Origin of the sequence: Lutimonas halocynthiae (genome assembly GCF_030409835.1) — a bacterium.
In the GTDB taxonomy this organism is placed as follows: domain Bacteria; phylum Bacteroidota; class Bacteroidia; order Flavobacteriales; family Flavobacteriaceae; genus Lutimonas; species Lutimonas halocynthiae.
This window is the reverse complement of record NZ_JAUFQO010000012.1, coordinates 1-22667: the sequence shown is the minus strand read 5'-3', so window position 1 is coordinate 22667 and position 22667 is coordinate 1. Positions and strand designations below refer to the sequence as shown.

General features: G+C 33.2%; 16 protein-coding genes. All 16 read right to left on the bottom strand.

Going from position 1 to position 22667, the window contains the following annotated elements; translation table 11 throughout:
• Position 1: 1 nt before the first annotated feature.
• Entirely contained in the window at positions 2-1825 is a 1824-nt protein-coding gene (gene asnB / locus QWY87_RS11780) for an asparagine synthase (glutamine-hydrolyzing) (protein WP_290291389.1), read from the bottom strand.
• Positions 1826-1836: 11 nt separating this feature from the next.
• On the bottom strand, positions 1837-3000 hold the full coding sequence (locus QWY87_RS11775) for a glycosyltransferase (RefSeq protein WP_290291386.1): 1164 nt from the start codon (positions 2998-3000) through the stop codon (positions 1837-1839).
• 44 nt (positions 3001-3044) lie between these two features.
• Positions 3045-3590 carry a sulfotransferase gene (locus QWY87_RS11770; RefSeq protein WP_290291384.1) on the bottom strand — a complete coding sequence of 182 codons (546 nt, stop codon included), beginning with the start codon at positions 3588-3590 and terminating at the stop codon, positions 3045-3047.
• A 143-nt stretch (positions 3591-3733) separates the two neighbouring features.
• The gene (locus QWY87_RS11765; protein ID WP_290291383.1) at positions 3734-4669 is read right to left on the bottom strand and encodes a hypothetical protein; all 936 of its coding nucleotides are present in this window, start codon (positions 4667-4669) and stop codon (positions 3734-3736) included.
• An 11-nt stretch (positions 4670-4680) separates the two neighbouring features.
• Positions 4681-6081, bottom strand: a complete 1401-nt coding sequence (locus QWY87_RS11760; protein ID WP_290291381.1) for an MBOAT family O-acyltransferase — start codon at positions 6079-6081, stop codon at positions 4681-4683.
• A gap of 10 nt (positions 6082-6091) precedes the next feature.
• Positions 6092-6967 carry a glycosyltransferase family 2 protein gene (locus QWY87_RS11755; RefSeq protein WP_290291379.1) on the bottom strand — a complete coding sequence of 292 codons (876 nt, stop codon included), beginning with the start codon at positions 6965-6967 and terminating at the stop codon, positions 6092-6094.
• 155 nt (positions 6968-7122) lie between these two features.
• Positions 7123-8079, bottom strand: coding sequence for a glycosyltransferase family 2 protein (locus QWY87_RS11750; RefSeq protein WP_290291378.1), 957 nt, complete (start codon positions 8077-8079; stop codon positions 7123-7125).
• A gap of 4 nt (positions 8080-8083) precedes the next feature.
• The gene (locus tag QWY87_RS11745) at positions 8084-9454 is read right to left on the bottom strand and encodes an O-antigen ligase family protein (RefSeq protein ID WP_290291376.1); all 1371 of its coding nucleotides are present in this window, start codon (positions 9452-9454) and stop codon (positions 8084-8086) included.
• A 6-nt stretch (positions 9455-9460) separates the two neighbouring features.
• Positions 9461-10936 (bottom strand): oligosaccharide flippase family protein, encoded by a 1476-nt coding sequence (locus tag QWY87_RS11740; protein ID WP_290291371.1) that lies wholly within the window; start codon positions 10934-10936, stop codon positions 9461-9463.
• Between the two features lie 33 nt (positions 10937-10969).
• Complete coding sequence (locus QWY87_RS11735) at positions 10970-12259, bottom strand: NAD(P)H-dependent oxidoreductase (RefSeq protein WP_290291368.1); 1290 nt, start codon at positions 12257-12259, stop codon at positions 10970-10972.
• Positions 12260-12273: 14 nt separating this feature from the next.
• Complete coding sequence (gene rfbC / locus QWY87_RS11730) at positions 12274-12801, bottom strand: dTDP-4-dehydrorhamnose 3,5-epimerase (RefSeq protein ID WP_290291365.1); 528 nt, start codon at positions 12799-12801, stop codon at positions 12274-12276.
• Between the two features lie 3 nt (positions 12802-12804).
• Positions 12805-13905, bottom strand: a complete 1101-nt coding sequence (gene rfbG, locus QWY87_RS11725) for a CDP-glucose 4,6-dehydratase (protein WP_290291363.1) — start codon at positions 13903-13905, stop codon at positions 12805-12807.
• 10 nt (positions 13906-13915) lie between these two features.
• Positions 13916-14701, bottom strand: coding sequence for a glucose-1-phosphate cytidylyltransferase (rfbF, locus tag QWY87_RS11720; RefSeq protein WP_290291361.1), 786 nt, complete (start codon positions 14699-14701; stop codon positions 13916-13918).
• Between the two features lie 26 nt (positions 14702-14727).
• Entirely contained in the window at positions 14728-15711 is a 984-nt protein-coding gene (locus QWY87_RS11715; RefSeq protein ID WP_290291359.1) for a Gfo/Idh/MocA family protein, read from the bottom strand.
• 491 nt (positions 15712-16202) lie between these two features.
• Complete coding sequence (locus tag QWY87_RS11710; RefSeq protein WP_290291358.1) at positions 16203-19397, bottom strand: T9SS type A sorting domain-containing protein; 3195 nt, start codon at positions 19395-19397, stop codon at positions 16203-16205.
• A gap of 227 nt (positions 19398-19624) precedes the next feature.
• Positions 19625-22667, bottom strand: a 3043-nt coding sequence (locus tag QWY87_RS11705; RefSeq protein WP_290291355.1) for a T9SS type A sorting domain-containing protein, incomplete at its 5' end; no start/stop codon positions are given.

Sequence of the window (22667 nt, the reverse complement as noted above, 5' to 3'; positions counted from 1 at the left end):
TTTAATCTATAAATTTTCTAAACCAAAGTTCTAGATTCACCCATTTCCAAATTTCCTTGGAAATATCTACTTTTCCTTCCAAGTGCTTTTGATATTGAATATTTGCGATTTTACTATTAAAATAGCCTCGTTCCTTAAAACTATCCGAGTTGATTAGCTCTAAGATATAAGTACTGAATTCTTTTGTTCTAAACCATTTTTCTCTTGGGTTTGAAAACCCTTTTTTATCTTTTCTATTGGCTATTTTATGAGGTAATATATCTTCCAGTGCTTTTCTTAATAAATGTTTGGTTTCACCCTTATGGATTTTTTGATCTGAAGGAGTCGATAATGTTGCTTCTACGAGTCTATGATCTAAAAATGGCACTCTGGATTCTATTGAAAAATGCATAGAATTCAAATCTTCCCATCTGAGTAAATGCTCTAGTTTGTATTCAAAATGCTGAAAGAGTAATTGATTTAAATTTTTAGGACTGTATAATTTCTTATTCACATCCGAGCTTCTTTTATACCTATTAAAAAAAGATTCATTTATTGATGGAAATTTTTGGCTTCCAACTTTGTTCTGAAGTGATGATGGTAATAAATAATAAAAGAAAAATTTAATTGCATTGAGTGAATTATGCTTTTTTAAATAGTAAACATTTTCTTGAAATAATTTTATCAATTTCATTTTTTTAATTAGTTCAAGATAATAACTTCCAAAAAAGTAATGATATCCCGCCAATTGTTCATCAGCCCCCTGTCCATCTAATGTTACGGTAACATGCTCTGAAGCTAGTTCCATCACCTTGAATTGAGCATATGGACCAATATCCGGTACAGGCTCATTATGGGCATCTATAAAACTGTCAAAATCATTGAAAAAACTTTCTGCATCTGGTGTCGTGTAAAACATATTCTTCACAATACCTTTATACTCGTCAATATATTCGCTCTCATCAGAAGTTTCCGATTTTCCGTAAACAGCTGAGAAAGTATTGAGATCTTTTAATTGAAAATCTTCAACTACAGAAGATACGATACAAGAGGAGTCAATTCCTCCGCTTAGCGATACGCCCACCGGAACATCGGCCCTTAATCTTAACTTGATAGAATCCTTGAATAGTTTTCTATACTCCTCTGGTGATAAGTTTTTTTCTTTAACAATCTTCTCAGATAAATCATACCACTTTTTTTCAGTAACTTTTTGATTAGAAATTTTCAAAAAGGATCCATGATTTAATTTTTTTATCCCTTTAAAGAAAGTTTCTTCCGAATGATCGGTTCTGTTGAACAAAAGGTAATCAAAAATAATTTTATCATTTGGCTCCTTTTTATCCAATAATGGCAATATGGATTTAATTTCTGATGCAAAAATAAATTGATCATCATCCGAATAATAATAAAAGGGCTTTATACCAAATCTATCTCTTGCAGCGAATATATCTTGAGTTTCCCGATCATAAATAGCTAATGCAAACATTCCATTGAACTTTTCCAGACAGGCCTCACCCCATTCTTGGTAAGCTGCTAAAATCACTTCGGTATCTGATCCCGAATTAAATGTATATTTATGTTTAAGTTCTTCTCTTATTTCAATATAATTATAGACTTCGCCATTGAAGATAATAACATATCTATCATCATGACTAAACATAGGCTGATGACCTGCTGGACTTAAATCCAAGATGCTCAGCCTCACAAAACCAAAACCAATACTATCTTCAATAAAAATCCCCTCATCATCCGGCCCGCGATGTTTCATCTGAGCCATCATCGAGTCAATCTTACTTTTTTGAACCTTCTGGTTCTTAAAATTTACTATCCCTGTTATACCACACATAAATTAAAATTTCAATAATGTTTTTGTGTTGTTAAAAAAATATTCTTCCAAGTATACTCTTTAGCATAACTCAAAATCTTATTCTTATTCCATGCCTTTAAAATACCCTGTTTGATGATGTTGCTAAGAGCCTCTTTGTCCCCTGGTTCACAAGTTAATCCGTAATCCTCTGATGTAATTATTTCAGGCACACCTCCAACACTTGTTCCTATATAAGGAAGTCCAACGCCTAAAGCTTCAAACATTACAGTAGGATTACCTTCTGAATCACTTGATAAACAGAATAAATCAGCAGCATTTAAATAGAAAGGCAATTCATCTTGCTTCACTTGTCCAGTCAGCTTAATAACAGCTTCTAGACCTAAGTTATGGATTTGCTCATTTAGTTCCTGGTGTAAAGGTCCTCCACCAATGATATAACAAAGTAAATTTTTTCGAATATCTATTGGAATTGACTTGATCGCAGCAACAAGTAATTTTTGATTTTTTTGATCTTTATAAAACCCTATATTGACTATAACCTTTTTGTCGTTTTCTATACCAAGTTTTTCTCTACACTGATCTTTATCCAATTGTTTAAACTTCCGATGATCATAGCCATTAGGTATCGTAATTAAATTATCGCAATAAGGGTTGAGAAGTCCTATATCAAGTTTATTAACTCTAATAATTGCGTTTGCATTTTTCCATGTATTAACTAAGTCGACATTTGAACTCCTTATTTCATTTACTAACCAATTATGGTCTTCATGAACAGTTAAAACGAATCCATTTTTACGGTTTTTGGTCAAATGATGGGCAAAAACCCCAGCTGGAGATGTGAAATTAGCATGGATTACCGTGTCTTCATCAATCAATTTAGAAACCTCCTTTGATAAAAACATGTGAGCAATTTTGCCTTTAAATTTATTCACAGGCCAGACTGGTAAATATGGATAGGTTCTATATAATACTTTAATATTGTCATATGAATAACTTTGCAAAGTCTTCTCATAGGCATTCATCCTTTTCTTAATCACTTTTGGCACCAATGGTAGTAGCGCCAAAACAATGACTTCGTCAAAATAATCCTTTGCTTCATTTGCGAATCCTTTGACAAAAGTATGCGCTAGGTAATCCCCTGATTCATTTGGAAATCCACTAGATATTATCAATAATTTTTTCTTCTTACTCAATTTTGTCTATTTTTTTTGAATGAAAAATTTACTAGCCTTCTTTTCTATGTTTTATTGAAGTGTGGAAAATCATCTCTAATAACTTTTTTATTTAGAAACTCAGATAATTTCTTGAAACCAACTTTATCCTTTATGTCCAATATCAGAAAGTCATTTTTGGATCGATTTTTAAAATAATTCATTACAAAACTTTTATGACGCTGATAGTCATTAAAACTCTCTTCTAAATCGGGATACTCTTCAAAAGTTTTATACCTCCAATTATACATGGATTTTTTCCAAGATTCCTCGTCACGTTCTAGATAAATAAATTTACTGCCAGGGAATGTTTGATCTAGAACCGGAATCATATCTTCTTTCAACCACGGCAAATCATCAAACGAATCAAATTTTGAAGCATATTTTAGTATTTCACTTGTATTCCCTTTGGCATAGTAATTCCTCCAAATCGTTCGATTAAATGAACTGTTTCTATAGCCCAATAACTCCAAAGATTTACCAAGACTGGTTGTTCCAGTTTTATTATATCCAATACAAAAAACCTTACTTGAATAATTTGATTTTCTAAAATATGATTGAATTACTATCATGCCATGCTTAATTGACAAGTATAAATTCAGAAGTGTTTTATTCATATAATAATTTAAATTTTAACCATCTGTGATCTATTTGTGGATCAATTACATTTTGGTTTAACGATTTCATCTTAATAAGATTATACTCAAAACAAATATTATCTTATAATATTATCTGCTCTCTTGAAATCCAATATTTTATGACTCAATATTTTAGAAAATTCTATAGCTCCTTGCACATTGAGATGGCCCGGATCTTTAAAGTAATTTGGATTATTATACAAATCACTTTTATTTCCCAAATTAATTACTGTAAGCATATCCATAGATTCTAAATATTCCATGCTAGAAGTCGATTCAATATTTTCACCATAAATTGGAGAGATAACAACATAAATTTCACATCCATGATCAACAAGTGAATTAATAAAATTATTAAACTCTTTTAGCGTATTATCATTTATTTTTTTATTGTTTCTGTTGATATGTTCGATCTCTAAATTTTCAGTATTGGCAATGTTTCCGCTTTTGGTTTTCCATCCTTTATCATTGCGATTTCCATCTATACCTTTAATTAAAAAGGGACGTAGCAAATAATAAAAACTTGAATTATATGAATACAACTGACTAATCATCAAATATTTTTCAAAAAAAGATATTTTATCAATAATTGGTCTAATCTCAGGATGCTTATAATAAAAAGGCCTTAAAAATCCAGCTCTTTCATAAGCTTCATCAAGATTGGGAATTAAAAAATCACTTTCAACATTTATTATGACTGTCTTCGGGCTATATCGCTTTAACAATCCATTTTTCATGGCAATCCAAAAAGGTAAAGTTTGACCTCCTCGACCTGTATTCCAACATGATAGATTCAAAGAATCCTCAAAAACAAATGGAGCATAGTTTGTCTCGGCCCTTGAATTTCCAAAAATTACAAGATCTTCTTCGCATTTCTCCAAACTATATTTGGCTTTATAATACCGCCCATCTGGTGACATATCCATTATCCTTCCAAGCAAAAAACCAAATCCGATGTCTAATAAGGCAATTATGATTATCAGAACTAAAATCCTTCTAAATAATTTTAACATAAAGTTCAATTTTAAAACTGAAAATAAATAAATTGGCTATTGTCAAAAACTCCAAATGCGATAATATATAAGACTATAAAGACTATTGAAGTGTATCTAATCACAATATTTTTGTTATTGAATAATTTTACTTTATTATAATATTCTGCTACAAAATCATTGATCAATAAAATAATAATTGCCATAATACTAAATCCAAAAATACCCTTGTCACCCAAATAAAAAGAATGATCTGATTGACTAAAAATGCTTTGAATTACATCAAATGCATCTTTCAATGAATCTGCTCTGAAAAATATCCATGCAAAATTTGTGAAAACAAATACCAACACAATTTTCAACATATTTGGAAAAGATATTTTATTGAAGGTCTTTTCGATCACCAAAAAAAGGCCATGCAAAAACCCCCAGATGATGAATGTCAGGTTGGCACCATGCCACAAACCACTAATTATAAAAGTTATGAGAAGATTATAATTTGTCCGAGCCACTCCGTTCCTATTTCCACCTAAAGGAATATATAAATAGTCTCTAAACCAAGTTGATAAAGATATATGCCATCTACTCCAAAAGTCTTTGAATGTTGTTGCTAAATAAGGGCGATGAAAATTTTCCATAAGATCAAATCCAAATAATTTGGCTAAACCAATTGCTATCAAGGAATATCCGGCAAAATCACAATAAATTTGAATCGAGAAGAATAGTGTTGCGACGACCAAGGACAAACTTGAATGGATATCAATGTTTCCGTATACTTCATCTACATAAAGCGACAACCTATCGGCAACCACAATTTTCATAAAAAAACCCCACAACATCATTTTTAATCCTTTAGACATATCCTCATAACTAAAAGTTCTTTGTTTTGAAAATTGAGGTAAAAGATCAACAGCTCTTTCAATAGGGCCCGCAACTAATTGAGGAAAAAAACTTACAAAGGCCGAGAAAGCAACAAAATCATTAGTTGGTTTTAATTTTTCCTTATAAATATCTATCGTATAACTCAATGTCTGGAAAGTGTAAAAACTAATTCCAACTGGTAGGATAATATTTAATCTTTCAGCATTCATCGGTATTCCAAAAAATGTAAACAATTCACCAAAACTGGATAGGAAAAAATTATAATATTTAAAAAATCCCAAAAAGCCTAAATTCACGGATATACTTATCCACAAAAATATTTTTTTCTTAAACTCATCTTTCTCTTTATATATTTGTTTACCAACAATAAAATCTACGATTGTACTAAATAATATTAGCGTTAGGAATCTCCAGTCCCACCACCCATAAAAAAAATAGCTCGATGCTACAATGAGCGTATTTTGAAGTTTTAAATTTTTGCTGGATATAATCCAATATAAAATAAAAACAATTGGTAAAAAAATAGCAAAATCAATTGAATTAAATATCATAAATCATTATTTAATAAGGCAATAACTTTAGAAGCGCCAGGCAAAGTTTTGCATCTTTTTTGAAGGAAAACTTTTTATGATGGAAAGCCTTTAACCAATTTTCTTTTGCACCAATAAAATCAGACATTTGCAACTTATACAATGCTTGTCTTCTAAAATGAATTGAAATAAAGGCTCTTTTTTCTGATTCAGATAACTTTTCTAATTGATTCTGAACTTTGTTATAAAAAACTTCGCGCGAATTAAAACTTTTAATTGGGGCTGGATCGTTATGACCATAAACTTTTAAAATAATTTTTGGATTAAATACAGTCAAGTATTTATCAAAGACCCTAATCAAAAATTCCAGATCCTGCTGCCGAAGAAGCTCTTCATCCCATAAACCAACATGATCAATGACCTCTCTTTTAATAAATATATTAGAGCTCGCTCCAATATATACTTGGTCCAAAATGATAGCTGAAAATAAATCTCCTTCTTTGTTCTGAAAATTCTCTTTCCAATTATTATTCTTCTCCAACAAATAGCCTCCATAAACCATACCTGTCATTTTATCTGTCGACTCTAATGTTTTAAGCTGGCTTTCTAAATAAATTGGTAGCCACTCATCATCATCGTCTAAAAAGGCGATAAAATTTCCTGTGGCATGAATAACTCCCATATTTCTCGCACCATTGGCTCCTTTGGATCTATTATTTTTGAAAAACATTATACGGTCATCATTAAAATTCTCTACTACATTTAATGATTCTTCACCCATATTATCATCATCGATTACCAAAATCTCAAAATTTGAATAAGTCTGATTTAAAACACTGTTTAATGCTCTAGTTAATCGATCCGGTCTTTTAAAAGTCGGGATAACAACACTGATTTTTTCTTCCATCTATAAATAAGTTGAGATGATCACCTTGGCTCTTAACAAGGTGATTTTATTTAAGGAAATTAATTTTTGGATGTGAATATAAGGTTCTGGATTAAAAAAATAACTTTGGCCAACGCTCCAATCTATAAGACACATTGAGCCGACCTTTCATTAATTTATTTAGGTATATAACCTGTATTTTCGTTTTTGAGAACTACCCATCGATTGAAATAGAACAGTCCTTTGAATTTTGCATTTGCATATTCTGTAAAATCTTCTCCTTTAAACCATTTATAATACTTCGATTTTATATATGTCCGCGAGACATCATTAAATAAAATCCTAAAATATGATGAAAGAAATCTTGATTTACTTAAATGAATATAACGAATCATCAGTTTGCTTTGCACATCCCAAAATCCAATTTTCGGGTTTTTATCTCTGCCTCCTATAGAGACACTGCCCTTATGCCAAAGAATGGCTTTAGATGTGTAAACTAACTTGAAACCATTTTCCATAGCACGTAAAGCTCGATCAATATTAACGCCATTAACCCAAAAATAAGGGGAGTACCCTCCTATCTTCTTATATACTTTTGCGGAATGTAAAACAAATATATCATCAATCATATCTCGTTCAACAGTTCCTTCATATTGTCCATTGTCAACTTCATCCACTCCCATTCTAACATAAGACAAGTTTTTTTTGTTGATATATCTAAAACCAACAAATTGTAATTTCTCTGGTTGGTCATAATGATAAACTTTTCCTGTCACCAATGCTTCGTCATTATACTCTTTACTTGTACTGACCAATTCCTTTATAGCACCTTTGTCTATAATAGTATCGTTGTTCATGATTAAATAATATTGTGGATCACATTCCAAAGCCTTATCTAATATATAATTTGTTCCTTTACCATAACCAATATTATCTTTCAATACTGTATAAACCAGCCTATTATCTTTAGGTAGCTTTCTTGACAACTCCATCTCGTTTTCAACAGTTGACCCATTGTCAATTAGATATATTTTAAAATTATTATAATCTGATTTCAACAAGGATTCGATACATTTTAAAGTATAATCATTTTGATTATAATTCAATAAAACAACAACAACTAAATCTTCCATTAACTTAACTTTTTGAAATTTCTAAACTTTGGTTTTGGGGTTCATATTTATAATAAAATAATCTTCTCGATGCAAAGTACATTGCAATAAAAATAAACCATGATTTATGGCCTGCATGGCTGAATAATGACAAGGGTAAAAACCAATTCATGTACTGCATTAAATCATATATAAAATAAAGTATGAATAATATAATAAAAAATGATTCTAAAGAATTTGTATTTAATTTGTTCTTTCTTAGATATTTTATGTCATAATGCAAGGTTTTAATCAATACTATATAAATTGGTAAAAAGAACAATAGTCCTATTATACCAGACATTGCAATCGCTGACAATAATGGGTAATCAGAAGCTTCATAACCTGCTTTATCTCCTTCACTTGTTCTCCAGCGATTGTCAAATCCTGTGCCAAAAACATAATTTTCTTTAATTAAGTTTTGCATAAAATCTTTACCAAAGCCAAGCCTTGTATCCTTACGGCCACCTTTAGTTTCTCCATACTTAATTACATTAATGGTCTCTTCACCTGCAACAATCCCAGCTTCAAGATATTTTGGGAAAGTCAATTGAATGATACCTATGAGAAAAATAGCATAAAAAATAATTTTGAATATTTTTTGAATAGAGACCAATGCTTTGTGTTGAAGATAGTTATTCAACATTAATGCAAGTAATATATATATAAAAGTGCCAAAAATATTGCGCCTTATTAATGATAATAACCACACAATAAACATTAAGACAAATGCAATCAAAATAAGTTTCTTATACTTTATCTTGAACTTAAACATAAAAACAATTGCTCCCATGGGGATTAATAGTGGCAACAACCCATAATTGACCATTAAAAGTCTTTGTGTATCAACAAAAGACCTATCCATTGTTTTTATCGGTAATATTTCTATTCCAGACATGGTTGTAATCAAAAACATAATCATAACTGCAATAGACAAATACAAAAAATATTTAAAAAATAACTTGAAGCTTCTTAAGAAGAACTCGTAAACAATAAAAACCAACATTACGTTGACTATACCGTGTCGCATTTTAATAAATGCCACCATAGGTAGATAATTGGAATTACTTTTAAGGATTGGAACGAAAAAACCAAAAACTAACAAATAATAAATTAATAATATTGAGATAAATTTAATTAATGTTGAAAAAGACTCATCATTAAAAATATCGTTTTTTGCCACTAGAGACAAATAACACCCTAAAAGAACAACCATCAACACATCCGTAATATTTATCCCTCCATCAGTGTCACCTGCACCCATTGCCATCAAAATTCCTCCAGGATTAGTAAATACTAAAAATGAAATCCAGAATAAATGATCAACTAATTTATGTTGATTGCCTTTTGTCTTCAATTATAATTAATTATTTCTTTTAAAAATTCCACTTACTTTTTTCATAATAAAATCCTTTTCTTTTTTTCTCAGCAAAAAATAAAGCATCCCAATTAATATAAATCCAACTACTTGCAGATAAATCTGGGTGTCTTTTAAAAGTAATAAAATGATAGAACATAAAAATGTATATACCACTATTTGAATATTTGATGATTCTAACCTCAATTTGATTTCATATCTCCAAAACAAAAAATATGTCACTAAAGTCAATAACGGGATAATTGTAAATTTTGCCATGTACCCAAAAAGTCCAATAATTGGAACTAAATAATAAACTAATAAAAGACTTATTGTATTTATTGTCAAGCCGAATATTAAGTAACTCTTTAATCTACCCGTAGCGTAAAATAACTGAGATAGTATTGAACTCCAAATAAAAAACATCAATGAGCCAAAATGAAATGGAAGGTAATTGGTGGCTTCAATAAATTCCATACTATAAAATAAGGGAATGATCCAATCTCTGATAGAAATTCCCACAATAATAAAAGGTAAGGCAACAAAAGTAATCAATCTTATTACGGCATTAATCACTCTAATAATTTCTTCATCTGTCTTTGATTCACTAAGCCTTGGATACAAATAGGTATAAACCGAAGGTAATATAAATCCTACAAATAGTCCTGCCCATGCTGTTATCGGAGAGTAAATACCTAGTTGATTAATCCCCAACTCGTTTACCACTATTGATCTAGTTGTTATTTCAGTAAAAATAAAAAACGTACCCCCTAACACCCCTACTCCCATATATGACATTAATTGCTTAAATATAGGCTTATCAAAAACTGCTTTTTTTATATCCCCAAAGGAAATATTATATTTTATCATTACATTTTTCCTCATCAGAAAATATGTAACAAAAAAAGCGGTAACATAGGATAGTGTAACATAAACCACAGCCCCTGGGATTTTAAAAAAATAAATTAATGGAATGAAAATCATTAAATTTATTGATATAACCAATATTTCGGTTATCGCAAAAGATTTTATCTCTTTAAAAGCCTTCAACGGTGCCCTTGCAGTGGTAGTTAAAACTGTAACTGGGAATGCCAGAAAACCTATTTGAAAATAGGTTTTATACTTAATATCTCCAAATACATATAAAGTTATAACATCAGAAAAGTAATAACCCAAAACTGTCATCATTATGGTTAAAGGAATAACCATTAGAATATATGTTTTTATTATTTTGGCAATATTAACGACATCGAATCCCTTGCCGTTTTGTTCAGCAATCAATTTGACCATTCCATCAGGCAAACTGGCTAATGAAACATTTCTAATTTGATTGATAATATAAACTAATTGGTCAATAATACCAGCACCAACAGTGCCAAGATATATCGCAACGAATTTTGCTCTCAATATCCCGACTACAAACTTTAAAACTTTTGGACTAGCTAGAATTACAGTATTCTTAGCAAGAATTTTTAACTCCATTAAATGAATTTAAAATTTATTAAAAAGAGGTGATTAGCGAGTACTGAAGTATTCATCTTGCTCTTTCCACAATTTCATAATAAGTGTATCGTCTTCGCAAATAACGTCGTCAAAAGTAATTATTTGATCTTTAGGAATATCTCTTTTTAGCACAGCCCCTTTTGCCAGCCCCATTGGTAACAGGTTCTCTTGTCTTGCTACATCAGAATTCTCACATATTCCAAATGTTTTAAACCCGCCTATTTCATCTAGAACATCTCCTTTCTTTAAATCTACCTTAGCTTTAGCCAAAACCTCAACCACGGGTCCAGCTTTAGAGGAACAAATATCATCATCAAGATCTATCATTCTTACTATTGATGTTGGTATTTCAAAAAATAAAAGGTGGTAAGGGATATAAAAATTATAGAGCGGTCCTTTACCTAATTTTCCGTATTCTAAATACTTAACCTTATGTGGATCATCAGTAGTGGCATAAACGAAAACACCTGGCCCAGGTTTAGCACCAACAATAAAATCAACCACACCTCCGAGTCTTCTCAATTCATCAACATCATATAAATGGGTAAGATTATCAACATGTTCAGTAGATTCGAATCCATACATACCTCTTTTCCCGACTTTCATTCCTGTGGCATTCGCAATACATGCTTGCTCAAAGGCTACTTTGGTACCATCAGCAAAATTTGTTGCCATATATGGAGACATCCCCCATGACTTGGCAAATCCTTCTTGGGTATCTGGGTTTCTGTAGTGATCTAACATACCTTTGATATTACCACATACAAGCGGCTCAAACCCCATGTTTTTAACAAACCTATACAAGTTCATTGTACAACCTGGTTGGTCACCTTCTGCTATTGAGTATTTCACTCCTTTTCCCACCGCCATATGTTTTAATATTGGCCCAATAGTAGCATCCAGTTCAGCATTAAAGGAAAGAATATTTCTATTGTTCTTAATAGCGTCGTAGGTCAATTGCGTAGAGAATTCAATTGATCCAGTCATATCAACCAATAAACTCAAATCATCTGACGCTATCAAAATGTCTATATCCTGGGTAATTGCTGAAATCCCCATATTCAAGGCATCCTGAAGCTCTGCAATATTCTCTACAATTCTATAATTATCGATACCTGCGATTTTATAGCAATCCAAGGCCTTTTCCAAATTCCTGCTATACGTAACTGAAACTTCCATTCCAGTCGTATGCTTATGGATCTGATTAATTAACCCTTTGCCCATTTCACCAGCACCTATAACTCCAACTCTAATGGGGTTATTTGCTGCTTCTCTTTTCTTTAAAAATGCGTCTACTAACATTATGTTTTTTTATTTTAAATAAATTTTGGATGCTTATCATCCTTGTCAGAAATTTCATTTATTTCAATTGGCCATTCTATATTGATGTCCGAATCATTGTAATGAAGTCCCCCTTCATGCTCAGCACTATAAAATTGAGTTACCATATAATAAACTTCTGAATTATCTTCTAAAGTTAAAAATCCATGTGCGAAATTTTCGGGCACATAGATCATTTTGTAATTATCGGCTGTCAATTCAACACCACACCATCTTTTATAGGTAGGAGAATCAGGTCTCAGGTCAACGATTACATCATAAACAGACCCTCTTGTACATCGTACAAATTTTGTCTCTGCATGCGAACCTCGCTGAAAATGCATTCCTCTTAGGGTTCCTTTCTTTTTGGATAAAGACACATTTGATTGAACAATATTGGTATTTAAGTTATGATCCTTAAATTCCTTTTCACACCATAACCTGCCAAAAAAACCTCTTTGGTCTTCCATTTTGTCCACTTCTATTACGAACGCACCCTCTAATTCTAAAGCTGTAAATTTCATGTTTTAACCATTTAAATTTTCAATAAAAGTGTGTGAATATTTTTCAATCTGTTTGTTGGTAACTTCTAGTGCCAATTCAGGGTTTTCAGAAATCAATTTATACCATGAAATCGTATTTTCTATAGTCTCTTTAAAATTCCAGACCGGGCTCCACCCTATGGTTTGTGTTGCCTTATCAATGTTTAAATTCAAAAGAAAAGCTTCGTGAAAAGCATCTTCTTTTTTGTAATTCCAACTTCCATTCCAATGCTCCAAAACCTCATTAACAAGAGCTTCCACTGGCTTATTAGATGTCCCGTAAGGTCCAAAATTGAAAGCGCCACAGAGCTTATCGTTTTCGCTTTCTGGACTAATCAAAAGTGAGCGTCCTAAAAGTAAATATCCTCCCAGTGATTCAAGAACATGTTGCCATGGCCTTGTAGAGAGAGGGTTTCTGACTTGAATCTCTTCAGATTTCATTAGGGCTCTGACACAATCAGGAATTATCCTATCTTTAGCCCAATCACCTCCTCCGATGACATTTCCAGCTCGTGCAGATGATAATTTCACCTTATGATTTTTAAACTCTTTAGGATTAAAAAATGATCTCCTCCAAGATGAAACTACTATTTCTGCAGCTCCTTTACTGGCAGAGTATGGATCATATCCTCCTAAGGCATCATTCTCTCTATAACCAAAAATCCATTCCTTATTCTCATAACATTTATCCGAAGTTATCACAACAATATTAGTCTCAAGTCCAAGTTGTCTAACAGCTTCCATGACATTCATAGTACCATTAACATTTGTTTCCCAAGTATAAACGGGGTCTAAATAAGAATCTCTAACCAAAGGCTGGGCTGCAAGGTGAAAAATGATATCAGGTTCTATTGAAGCGATGTATTGTTTTAACATATCCAAGTCTCTAATATCTCCAATCTTGTTGGTCATTCTATCCTCTAAACCCAATTGATCATACAAACTAGGAGTCGTTGAAGGTTGAAGGGCATAGCCATAAACATCAGCATTCAGCTGCAATAGCCATTGACTCATCCAACTTCCTTTAAACCCAGTGTGTCCGGTAACTAGGACTTTTTTATCCTTGTAGCATTCAAAGTTTATCATATAACTTGTTTTATGACCATTTTTTCCAAAGCGGATTACCTTCTCTCCAAATTTGCTCTAATACTGTTCTGTCTCTCAATGAGTCCATACTTTGCCAATAGCCTTCATGTTTAAAAGCATTCAATTGCTTTTCTTTTGCTAAAGCTTCCATAGGTTCTCTTTCCCAAGTAGTATCGTCGCCTTCAATATAATCAAATATTTCTGGTTCTAAAACGAAAAATCCACCGTTAATCCAAGCGGTTTCATGACCATCTCCTTTTGGTTTTTCTCTAAAATGAGTGATTTTATCATTCTTATCCTCAAGATTAAAAGCTCCATACCTACCTGGTTGCTGAACTGCAGTCAAAGTGGCAAATGCTTTTCTTTCGTTGTGAAAATCTAATAACTCCTTAAAATTCACATCGCTTACACCATCTCCATAGGTTAAGAAGAAAGTTTCATTCCCCACATATTCTTTAATCCGTTTAATTCTACCTCCAGTCATACTGTTCTCACCTGTATCAATTAGGGTAACTTGCCATGGTTCGATAGCGTTAGTATGGATTTTCATTTTATTATTCTTTATATCGAATGTAACATCCGAATGCCTTAAAAAATAATCTGCAAAGAATTCTTTAATCATATGGCCCTTATACCCACAACAGATAATAAAATCATTGTGACCATAGTGAGAATACATTTTCATTATATGCCAGATAATTGGCATACCACCAATTTCGACTAAAGGTTTTGGACGCACACCTGTTTCTTCGCTTAATCGAGTTCCGAATCCACCCGCTAGAATTACTGTTTTCATAAAAATTTATTTAATTAGTTATTTTATTAAAAGGAACTACTTCCGTTTTTAAACGGATGATTGTTTAATGGAAGTTTTGCCATCGGATGATAATCACCTGTTAAAGGTTGGACTTCAGCTGTTCGAATATCATGAACAATCTCAATTGATTGCCTCGCATCTTTAAGACCAAATCCTTCACCTTTTACAATATTCTCATAACTCAGTGTATGCAGATCGAAAAATCCATCACTGAATTCTATTTCTTCACCATTGACAGTTATAGACCTATAAGTTGTCTGGCCTTTTTCTTTTATTTTTTCCGGTAATACGTCATAATTAATTGAGAGGAACCATCTGACTCTTGCCTTTTCGAATTCCAATAATCCAGAGGCCCTATCATGTGCATGCAAATGCACCTTATTTGATTTTACATCTCCAAATACCCAGGATAACATATCATAAAAATGAATACCAATATTTGATGCAATTCCACCAGATTTAGTCACATCACCTTTCCATGACGTAAAATACCAATTACCTCTTGAGGTCAAATAGGTAAGATCTACATCATAAATTTTATCCTTAGGACCATTATCTATTTTTTCCTTTAAGGCTATGATACTTGGATGCAATCTTAATTGTAAGATTGTATTTACCTTTTTTTCATATTCATTTTCAATATCTGCCAGCGCATCTAAATTCCAAGGGTTTAAAACAAGAGGTTTTTCACAAATAGCATGTGCCCCACTTCTTAATGCCATTCTGATATGTGAATCATGTAAATAATTTGGAGTACAAATACTTATATAATCCAAATCAACATGTTTCTTTCGCTTAAGCTTCTCTACATGGCGATCAAACCTTTCAAATTCAACAAAAAATGAAGCATCAGGAAAAAAACTATCCATTATCCCAACACTATCAAATTTATCTAAAGCGACCAGTAAATTATTATTGGTTTCCTTAATTGCTCGCAAATGCCTCACGGCTACGTATCCGCCAACTCCAATGAGCCCAAAATTTTTCATATCTTATTATTTTTATTATTCATCATCCTAATAATCAGCTACGGCTTCGCCGTTCTCAGTCACAATTCATATGACCAAGTTCAAAAATAAATAGCTCATTTCCTTTAAAAAAGAAAGAGCCAAAAATAACATAAATAAATCCTCCGAATAATTAAAAATGACGAATTATCAGTATAAAATACTGATACGATTATTGATTAGAATCAATGTAATATCGTGTCATTTGACATGTAGTTTCGAATACCTTTTTGAATATTCTTCAAATTGATTTTCATAGGGGAATCTATTAAGCTAAATTTTGTTTTCTATATATTCAATTTCTCATATTTGAGATAATTAATCCTATAACGGTTTATTATCTGGTAAATTGCCATCAGTAATGCAATTTTTTTCAAGCTATATTAACACTCAAAAACCACTATTCAAATTCTTGAATCAACAACACATCGGTCAAAAAAATAATCAACGTATTAATAAAGTCTCTGGTGTAATTATATAAGTACAATCTTTTTAACCAATTGTTCCTGATCACTAAAAAATCTAAGAAAATAGATCCCCTTTGTATAATTCGAAAGATCAAGTTGTTTCCCGAAATTTCCTTGTTGAGATTTTAAGGTTTCCTGGTATAATATTTTTCCATTCATATTAATAAGATGCATGTCTGTATCTGAATTAACAGTAGATGTTTGAATTTTGATTATCCCAGATGTTGGATTAGGGAATAACTGTATGCTCAAATCGCCTTCAAAGGAATTGTCATCCGCTGAATCTGAATCGCAATTTTCGACAGTGATAGTTATTGAATCTGATATAGTCACACCATTTAATACTGTTGTAACATTATATGTTTCGGTTCTGAGAGGGTTTACAACTATTTGATTACCACTTTCACCAGTACTCCATTGATAATTATTAGCTCCTTGGGCATTGAGTGTAAGAGATTCTCCAAAGCATATCGTTTGGTCCTCTCCTGCATCTATAACACTTGAACTTGGATTAAGTATTTGTTGTAAAACCTTAACCTCAACTTTATCTTCATCTGAACAATTTCCATTGCTTACTTGAACAGAATAAATCTGAGTATTTGAAGGTTGCACGACAATACTACTTGTTCTGGCTCCATTACTCCACAAATAGTCAGTACCCCCAGATGCCGAAAGTTTTACAGACTCACCTTGATTGATACTTACATCATTTCCTGCATTGGCCTTAACTGAAATTACCTCTACCAAAACTTCATCAGTATCAGTAACTGAACCCTCTGATACCGTGACAACATACTTATTAGATTCATTCGGGCTAACTTCGATACTTTTTGTACGTGCTCCTGTACTCCATAAATATGAGGAACCTCCACTTGCAGATAAAACTACAGTTTCGCCATTACAAATAGTACGGTCTAGTCCGGCATTGGCAACCACAGTCGGTGTGTCAACCTGAACTTTATCACTAACCGTTACGGTAATTTCATCAGTAGATTGACAATCACCCTCGCTTGCAGTAACAGTATAAACAGTTGTTTCATCCGGGCTAACAGAAATTCTACTACCTGTCATTCCATTACTCCATATATAATTTTTTGCGCCACTTGCTGTCAAGGTAATTTCATCTCCTTTAGTGATATTTCTATCCTGACCAGCATCAGCCTGAATATCAACTACATTTATCGTAACCTCATCAGAACCGCTAGCATTTCCGCTATTTACAACTACTGTGTAAATAGTTGTAGACTCAGGACTTACCTCAATCTGTTTAGTTGTTTGCCCAGTACTCCATTTATAACTGCTTCCGCCACTTGCGACTAAAGTAACTTGTTCTCCTCTACAAATCGACTGATCAGGTCCTGCGTTAGGGTCGATATAAGAAGTGGAAGAGTCATTGTACTCAAATGCACCTATATCTAAGCCATTTCCCTGCGGTCGATGATTCCCGTCATAATCAACTTTTACTTCCTTCAATTTTAAACCCTTATCGATTAACTCACTGTTCTCCTTTAATCTAAAATTGCTTTTTTCAGAATTTTCAAAATTTGGATTTTTTGACATATTACTTAACCCGGCTGGTTTTGAAAAGCTTTGATAAAAATTAGAGTAATTAAATTCAGCGGATAATTTACCATTTCCATAGACATTCTTTTTAACCTTATCTATAATGCAATTGATGAATTTATTTGTCTTCCCATATGAAATAGGCAGCGCAAACATATAATCCGAGTTATAAAATGTGCAATTTAGAAACTCATTAAAAGTACTTTCAAGTGGGGTCCCTCCTAAACCATTCACTGTGATATTGTATCGACAATTATCAAAAATTGAATTGATAATTTTATTGCGGTGACCACCTCCCTGGATTCCTAAATCTTCTCCTTTATTCATGAGAAAACGAATACCTTCATAAACACCTTTAGCAGTACAATTTTCTACTACATTATCACTAGTGTCATCCCGAAATGTAATTAAATTTGAAGTTGAATTTCTATTTCCAGTTGCTGTAACATTCCTGACAATAGTATATTTTACTTGATGATGTCTTAACTCTATTCCTTGTCCTACATCTTGTATTTGACAATTTTCAATTAATGTATGTTCTAGTGGATAACCTTCTGCTTTAACAGAAATACCATGTCCGGTATGAGAATCTCTAGGATCCCGTACAACTGAACTATTTCGAACGATGTTCCCTGTACCTGTATGTCCACCATATAAAGAAATATAATAATCCATACTTTTCACACCATTAGAAGAAACATAAAAATCCTCAATTAAATGCCTTTCTCCAGAGATTCTTATTCCTACAGCAGATGTGTTAGCAAGATAGACAGATCGGTATGTATTACTAATAGACCCTTTTGAAAAACCGTTAATAGCCATTCTTTTAGCACCTTTAGCATAGACATTGTCGAGAACATTATAACTCGCATCTGATCTCAAAACAATGCCATCATTATAACCTTCAACCTGGATATTCTTGATAATGATATTTTTTCTTCCAGATAAGTTAATACCGTTTCCATCCAAACTTATGGAGTGGATATAAGGCATTTTATTAGGGGAAAAAGATGTGGTTTGTGACCGATTCAATATGGGGCGATCGCCTGGCGTATTTTCAAATCCAATAAATTTAATTGGATTTTTATTTGTTCCACTATTTTTTATAATTACATATTCATTTCCATAATCTCCGGCTTCAATATAGACAACATCTCCTTCTCTGGCCTTCTCTGCGGCTTTCCTGATAGTCCTCCAAGCTTGCGATAACTCTAAACCACTATTTGAATCGAGACCATTAACAGAAACATAAAATATTTTCCCATTCCCTATCGGCTCATTAATGTTATTTGAAATATATTTTAAAGTGAAATTGTTAAGAAGGTTAGAATTAACATCTGATAAATTGCTTCCTCCTTCATAACGAATCGTATTATTATCCCAAAAAGTAAAAGGTTTCGAGACAGAAAAATAATGGCCTGTAGTTTGACCAGAATTAATATTTATACCAATTAATGAATTCCCAGAAATTTTAAACCCAACAACGTTGGATCCTTTGATTGGCTGACCGCTATCAAAATACACCCTGTTTCGCTGATCATTCTCAATTCGGAAATTAGATAAAACCGGAGGAGTTTCCTGTGCATAAGCCCCAAAGGAATATAAAAACAGATAGAGTATAATAAGTTTAATCTTCATAGTGTTACTTTCCATTAATGACAATAATATTCCATAGCATAATTTCTATGCATTATTTTTTATTGCTAAATTCAGGGAGACTTACACCAAAATTCAAAGGGTTTCGATGTTCAGTGCATAATAAAACGAAGGATTTTAGATTATATTGTAAAACTCAACATGGCTTATTTATAAACAAAAAAAAATGCCATCAAAAATGATGGCATTTTAAATAATTTAAAGCGATTTTAAACGAGTAATATTTTACTTACAACATTTTGCTCGATATTATATAAACGAAGGAGATACATTCCTTTGGGTAATCTTGAAAGATCTACTTCTTTATTTATCTGCTGATACCTTGCGTCAATTTTTTCCTTATGGATCAACCTTCCATTCATATCGAAGAGTTCCAACTCAAGTGATTTTTCAGCTCCTTTAATATCTATAGTGACTAATCCATTTGATGGATTTGGATAAACAACCAGTTTTAAATCAGCTACTTCATCGTTCGTTTCAGGGCAAGATTCAACATATACAACAATTGTATCCGTAACCGTAACATCTCCGTTTTGAGCCTGAACCTCATAAGTAGTCGTTCTTTTAGGGCTCACCTTAACAGATGTAGTTTTGTCACCTGTACTCCAAAGAAAAGAACCGGCTCCCTTTACCTCTAAAACCGTACTTTCTCCTAAGCAAATTGTAACATCAGATCCCGCATCAGCAACCGGTGGCGTAAAATCTAAATTATCATTTTCTTTATTGACAGTAACTTGTACGTTCGCCGTATCCTGACATCCATTTTTAAAAACTGTTACAGAATATATTTTAGTCTCTAGAGGGCTTATAGTTATTGATTTTGATGTTGAACCATTGCTCCATTCATATTGTTCGCCTCCACCCGCTGTTAAAGTGACTGGATCACCTCTATCAATTGTTCTATTCTCTCCGATAGTAGCATCAACGTTATGAATTTCTACAGTTACCTCTGCAGTAGCCTTATTCTTGCCATCTGAAACCTCCACAGCATAAGTTGTCGTTGTTTTAGGACTAACATTTATTGACTTACTTGAAGCTCCTGTATTCCATTTAAAAATCGATCCTCCTGATGCTGAAAGACTAACATTTTCCCCTGGACAAATACTAATATCATTACCAGCCGAAACAGTAAAGCTTGAATTCTCAAGAGGTATTACATTAACTCTTACAGTGTCAAATGAAATGCATCCGTTTTTTTTAACTTCAACTTCATACTCTGTTGTTTGATGTGGCGTTACTATTATACTTTTTGCATTCTCACCAGTACTCCATTGGTAAGAATTTCCTCCGTTTGCAGTTAACTTTGTGCTTTCACCCTCTCTGATCGTTACATCTTTTCCTGCATCGGCATTTACCTCATTAACTGTTACTGTTACCTTAGCCTCATCTGTTGTGATACCATCTGTTACTGAAACAGTATAAGTAGTCGTCTTTGTTGGACTTACTGTAATTTCTGATGTACTAGCTCCTGTATTCCAAGAATAGGTAGACCCTCCATTTGCAGTTAATACTGCAGATTCTCCTGAACAGATACTAATATCTTTGCTTAATTCTGCTATTACTGGTATGATTTCAGGATCATTAGTCTCTACACGTACGCTAACTTGGTCCGTATCCTCGCAACCATTTGAACTAACCGTTACGTCATATGTTTCTGATTCCTTCGGACTCACAGTGATGCTAGATGTTGTTTCTCCCGTATTCCAGAGGTAAGTGTCTCCTCCTGATGCTGTAAGGATAACCTCTTCACCCTCTCTGATCGTTACATCTTTTCCTGCATAGGCATTTACCTCATTTACTGTTATCGTTACTTCAGCCTCATCAGTTGTGATGCCATCTGTTACTGAAACAGTATAAGTAGTCGTCTTTGTTGGACTTACTGTAATCTCTGATGTACTAGCTCCTGTATTCCAAGAATAGGTAGACCCTCCATTTGCAGTTAGTACTGCAGATTCTCCTGAACAGATGCTCATATCTTTGCTTAATTCTGCTATTACTGGTATGATTTCAGGATCATTAGTCTTTACACGTACGCTAACTTGGTCTGTATCCTCGCAACCATTTGAACTAACTGTTACGTCATATGTTTCTGATTCCTTCGGACTCACGGTGATGCTAGATGTTGTTTCTCCCGTAGTCCATAGATAAGTATCTCCTCCTGATGCTGTAAGGATAACCTCTTCACCCTCGGTGATTGTCACATCTTTACCCGCATTGGCATTTACCTCATTAACCGTTACCGTTACTTCAGCCTCATCTGTTGTGATACCATCTGTTACGGAAACAGTATAAATTGTCGTCTTTGTTGGACTTACTGTAATTTCTGATGTACTAGCTCCTGTATTCCAAGAATAGGTAGACCCTCCATTTGCAGTTAGTACTGCAGATTCTCCTGAACAGATACTAATATCTTTGCTTAATTCTGCTATTACTGGTATGATTTCAGGATCATTAGTTTCTACACGTACGCTAACTTGGTCAGTATCCTCGCAACCATTTGAACTAACCGTTACGCTATATGTTTTGGACTCCTTCGGACTCACTGTAATACTAGAACTCGTTTCTCCCGTATTCCAGAGGTAAGTGTCTCCTCCTGATGCTGTAAGGATAACCTCTTCACCCTCGGCAATCGTTACATCTTTTCCAGCATTAGCGATTACTTCATTAACGGTTACCGTTACCTTAGCCTCATCTGTTGTGATACCATCTGTTACTGAAACCGTATAAGTCGTGGTCTTATCAGGATTAACTGTGATCTCAGAAGTACTGTCACCAGTGCTCCATGAATATCCATCTGCTCCAGAAGCAGTAAGCTTCACATTCTCACCTTTACAAATACTTAGATTCTCACTTATTCCTGGTACTACTGGTGGTATGTTTGGCTTAACGTTTACTTTAACCTGATCTGTATCCTCACAACCGTTTGAGCTTACTGTAACCTCAAATACTGTTGATTCTGAAGGACTAACAGTAATGCTTTCTGTAGTCTCGCCATTGGTCCACAAGTAACTATCTCCTCCGGATGCAGTAAGGGTAACCTCTTCACCCTCGGTAATCGTTACATCTTTTCCTGCATCGGCATTTACCTCATTAACTGTTACCGTTACCTTAGCCTCATCTGTTGTGATACCATCTGTTACTGAAACCGTATAAGTCGTGGTCTTATCAGGATTAACTGTGATCTCAGAAGTACTGTCACCAGTGCTCCATGAATATCCATCTGCTCCAGAAGCAGTAAGCTTCACATTCTCA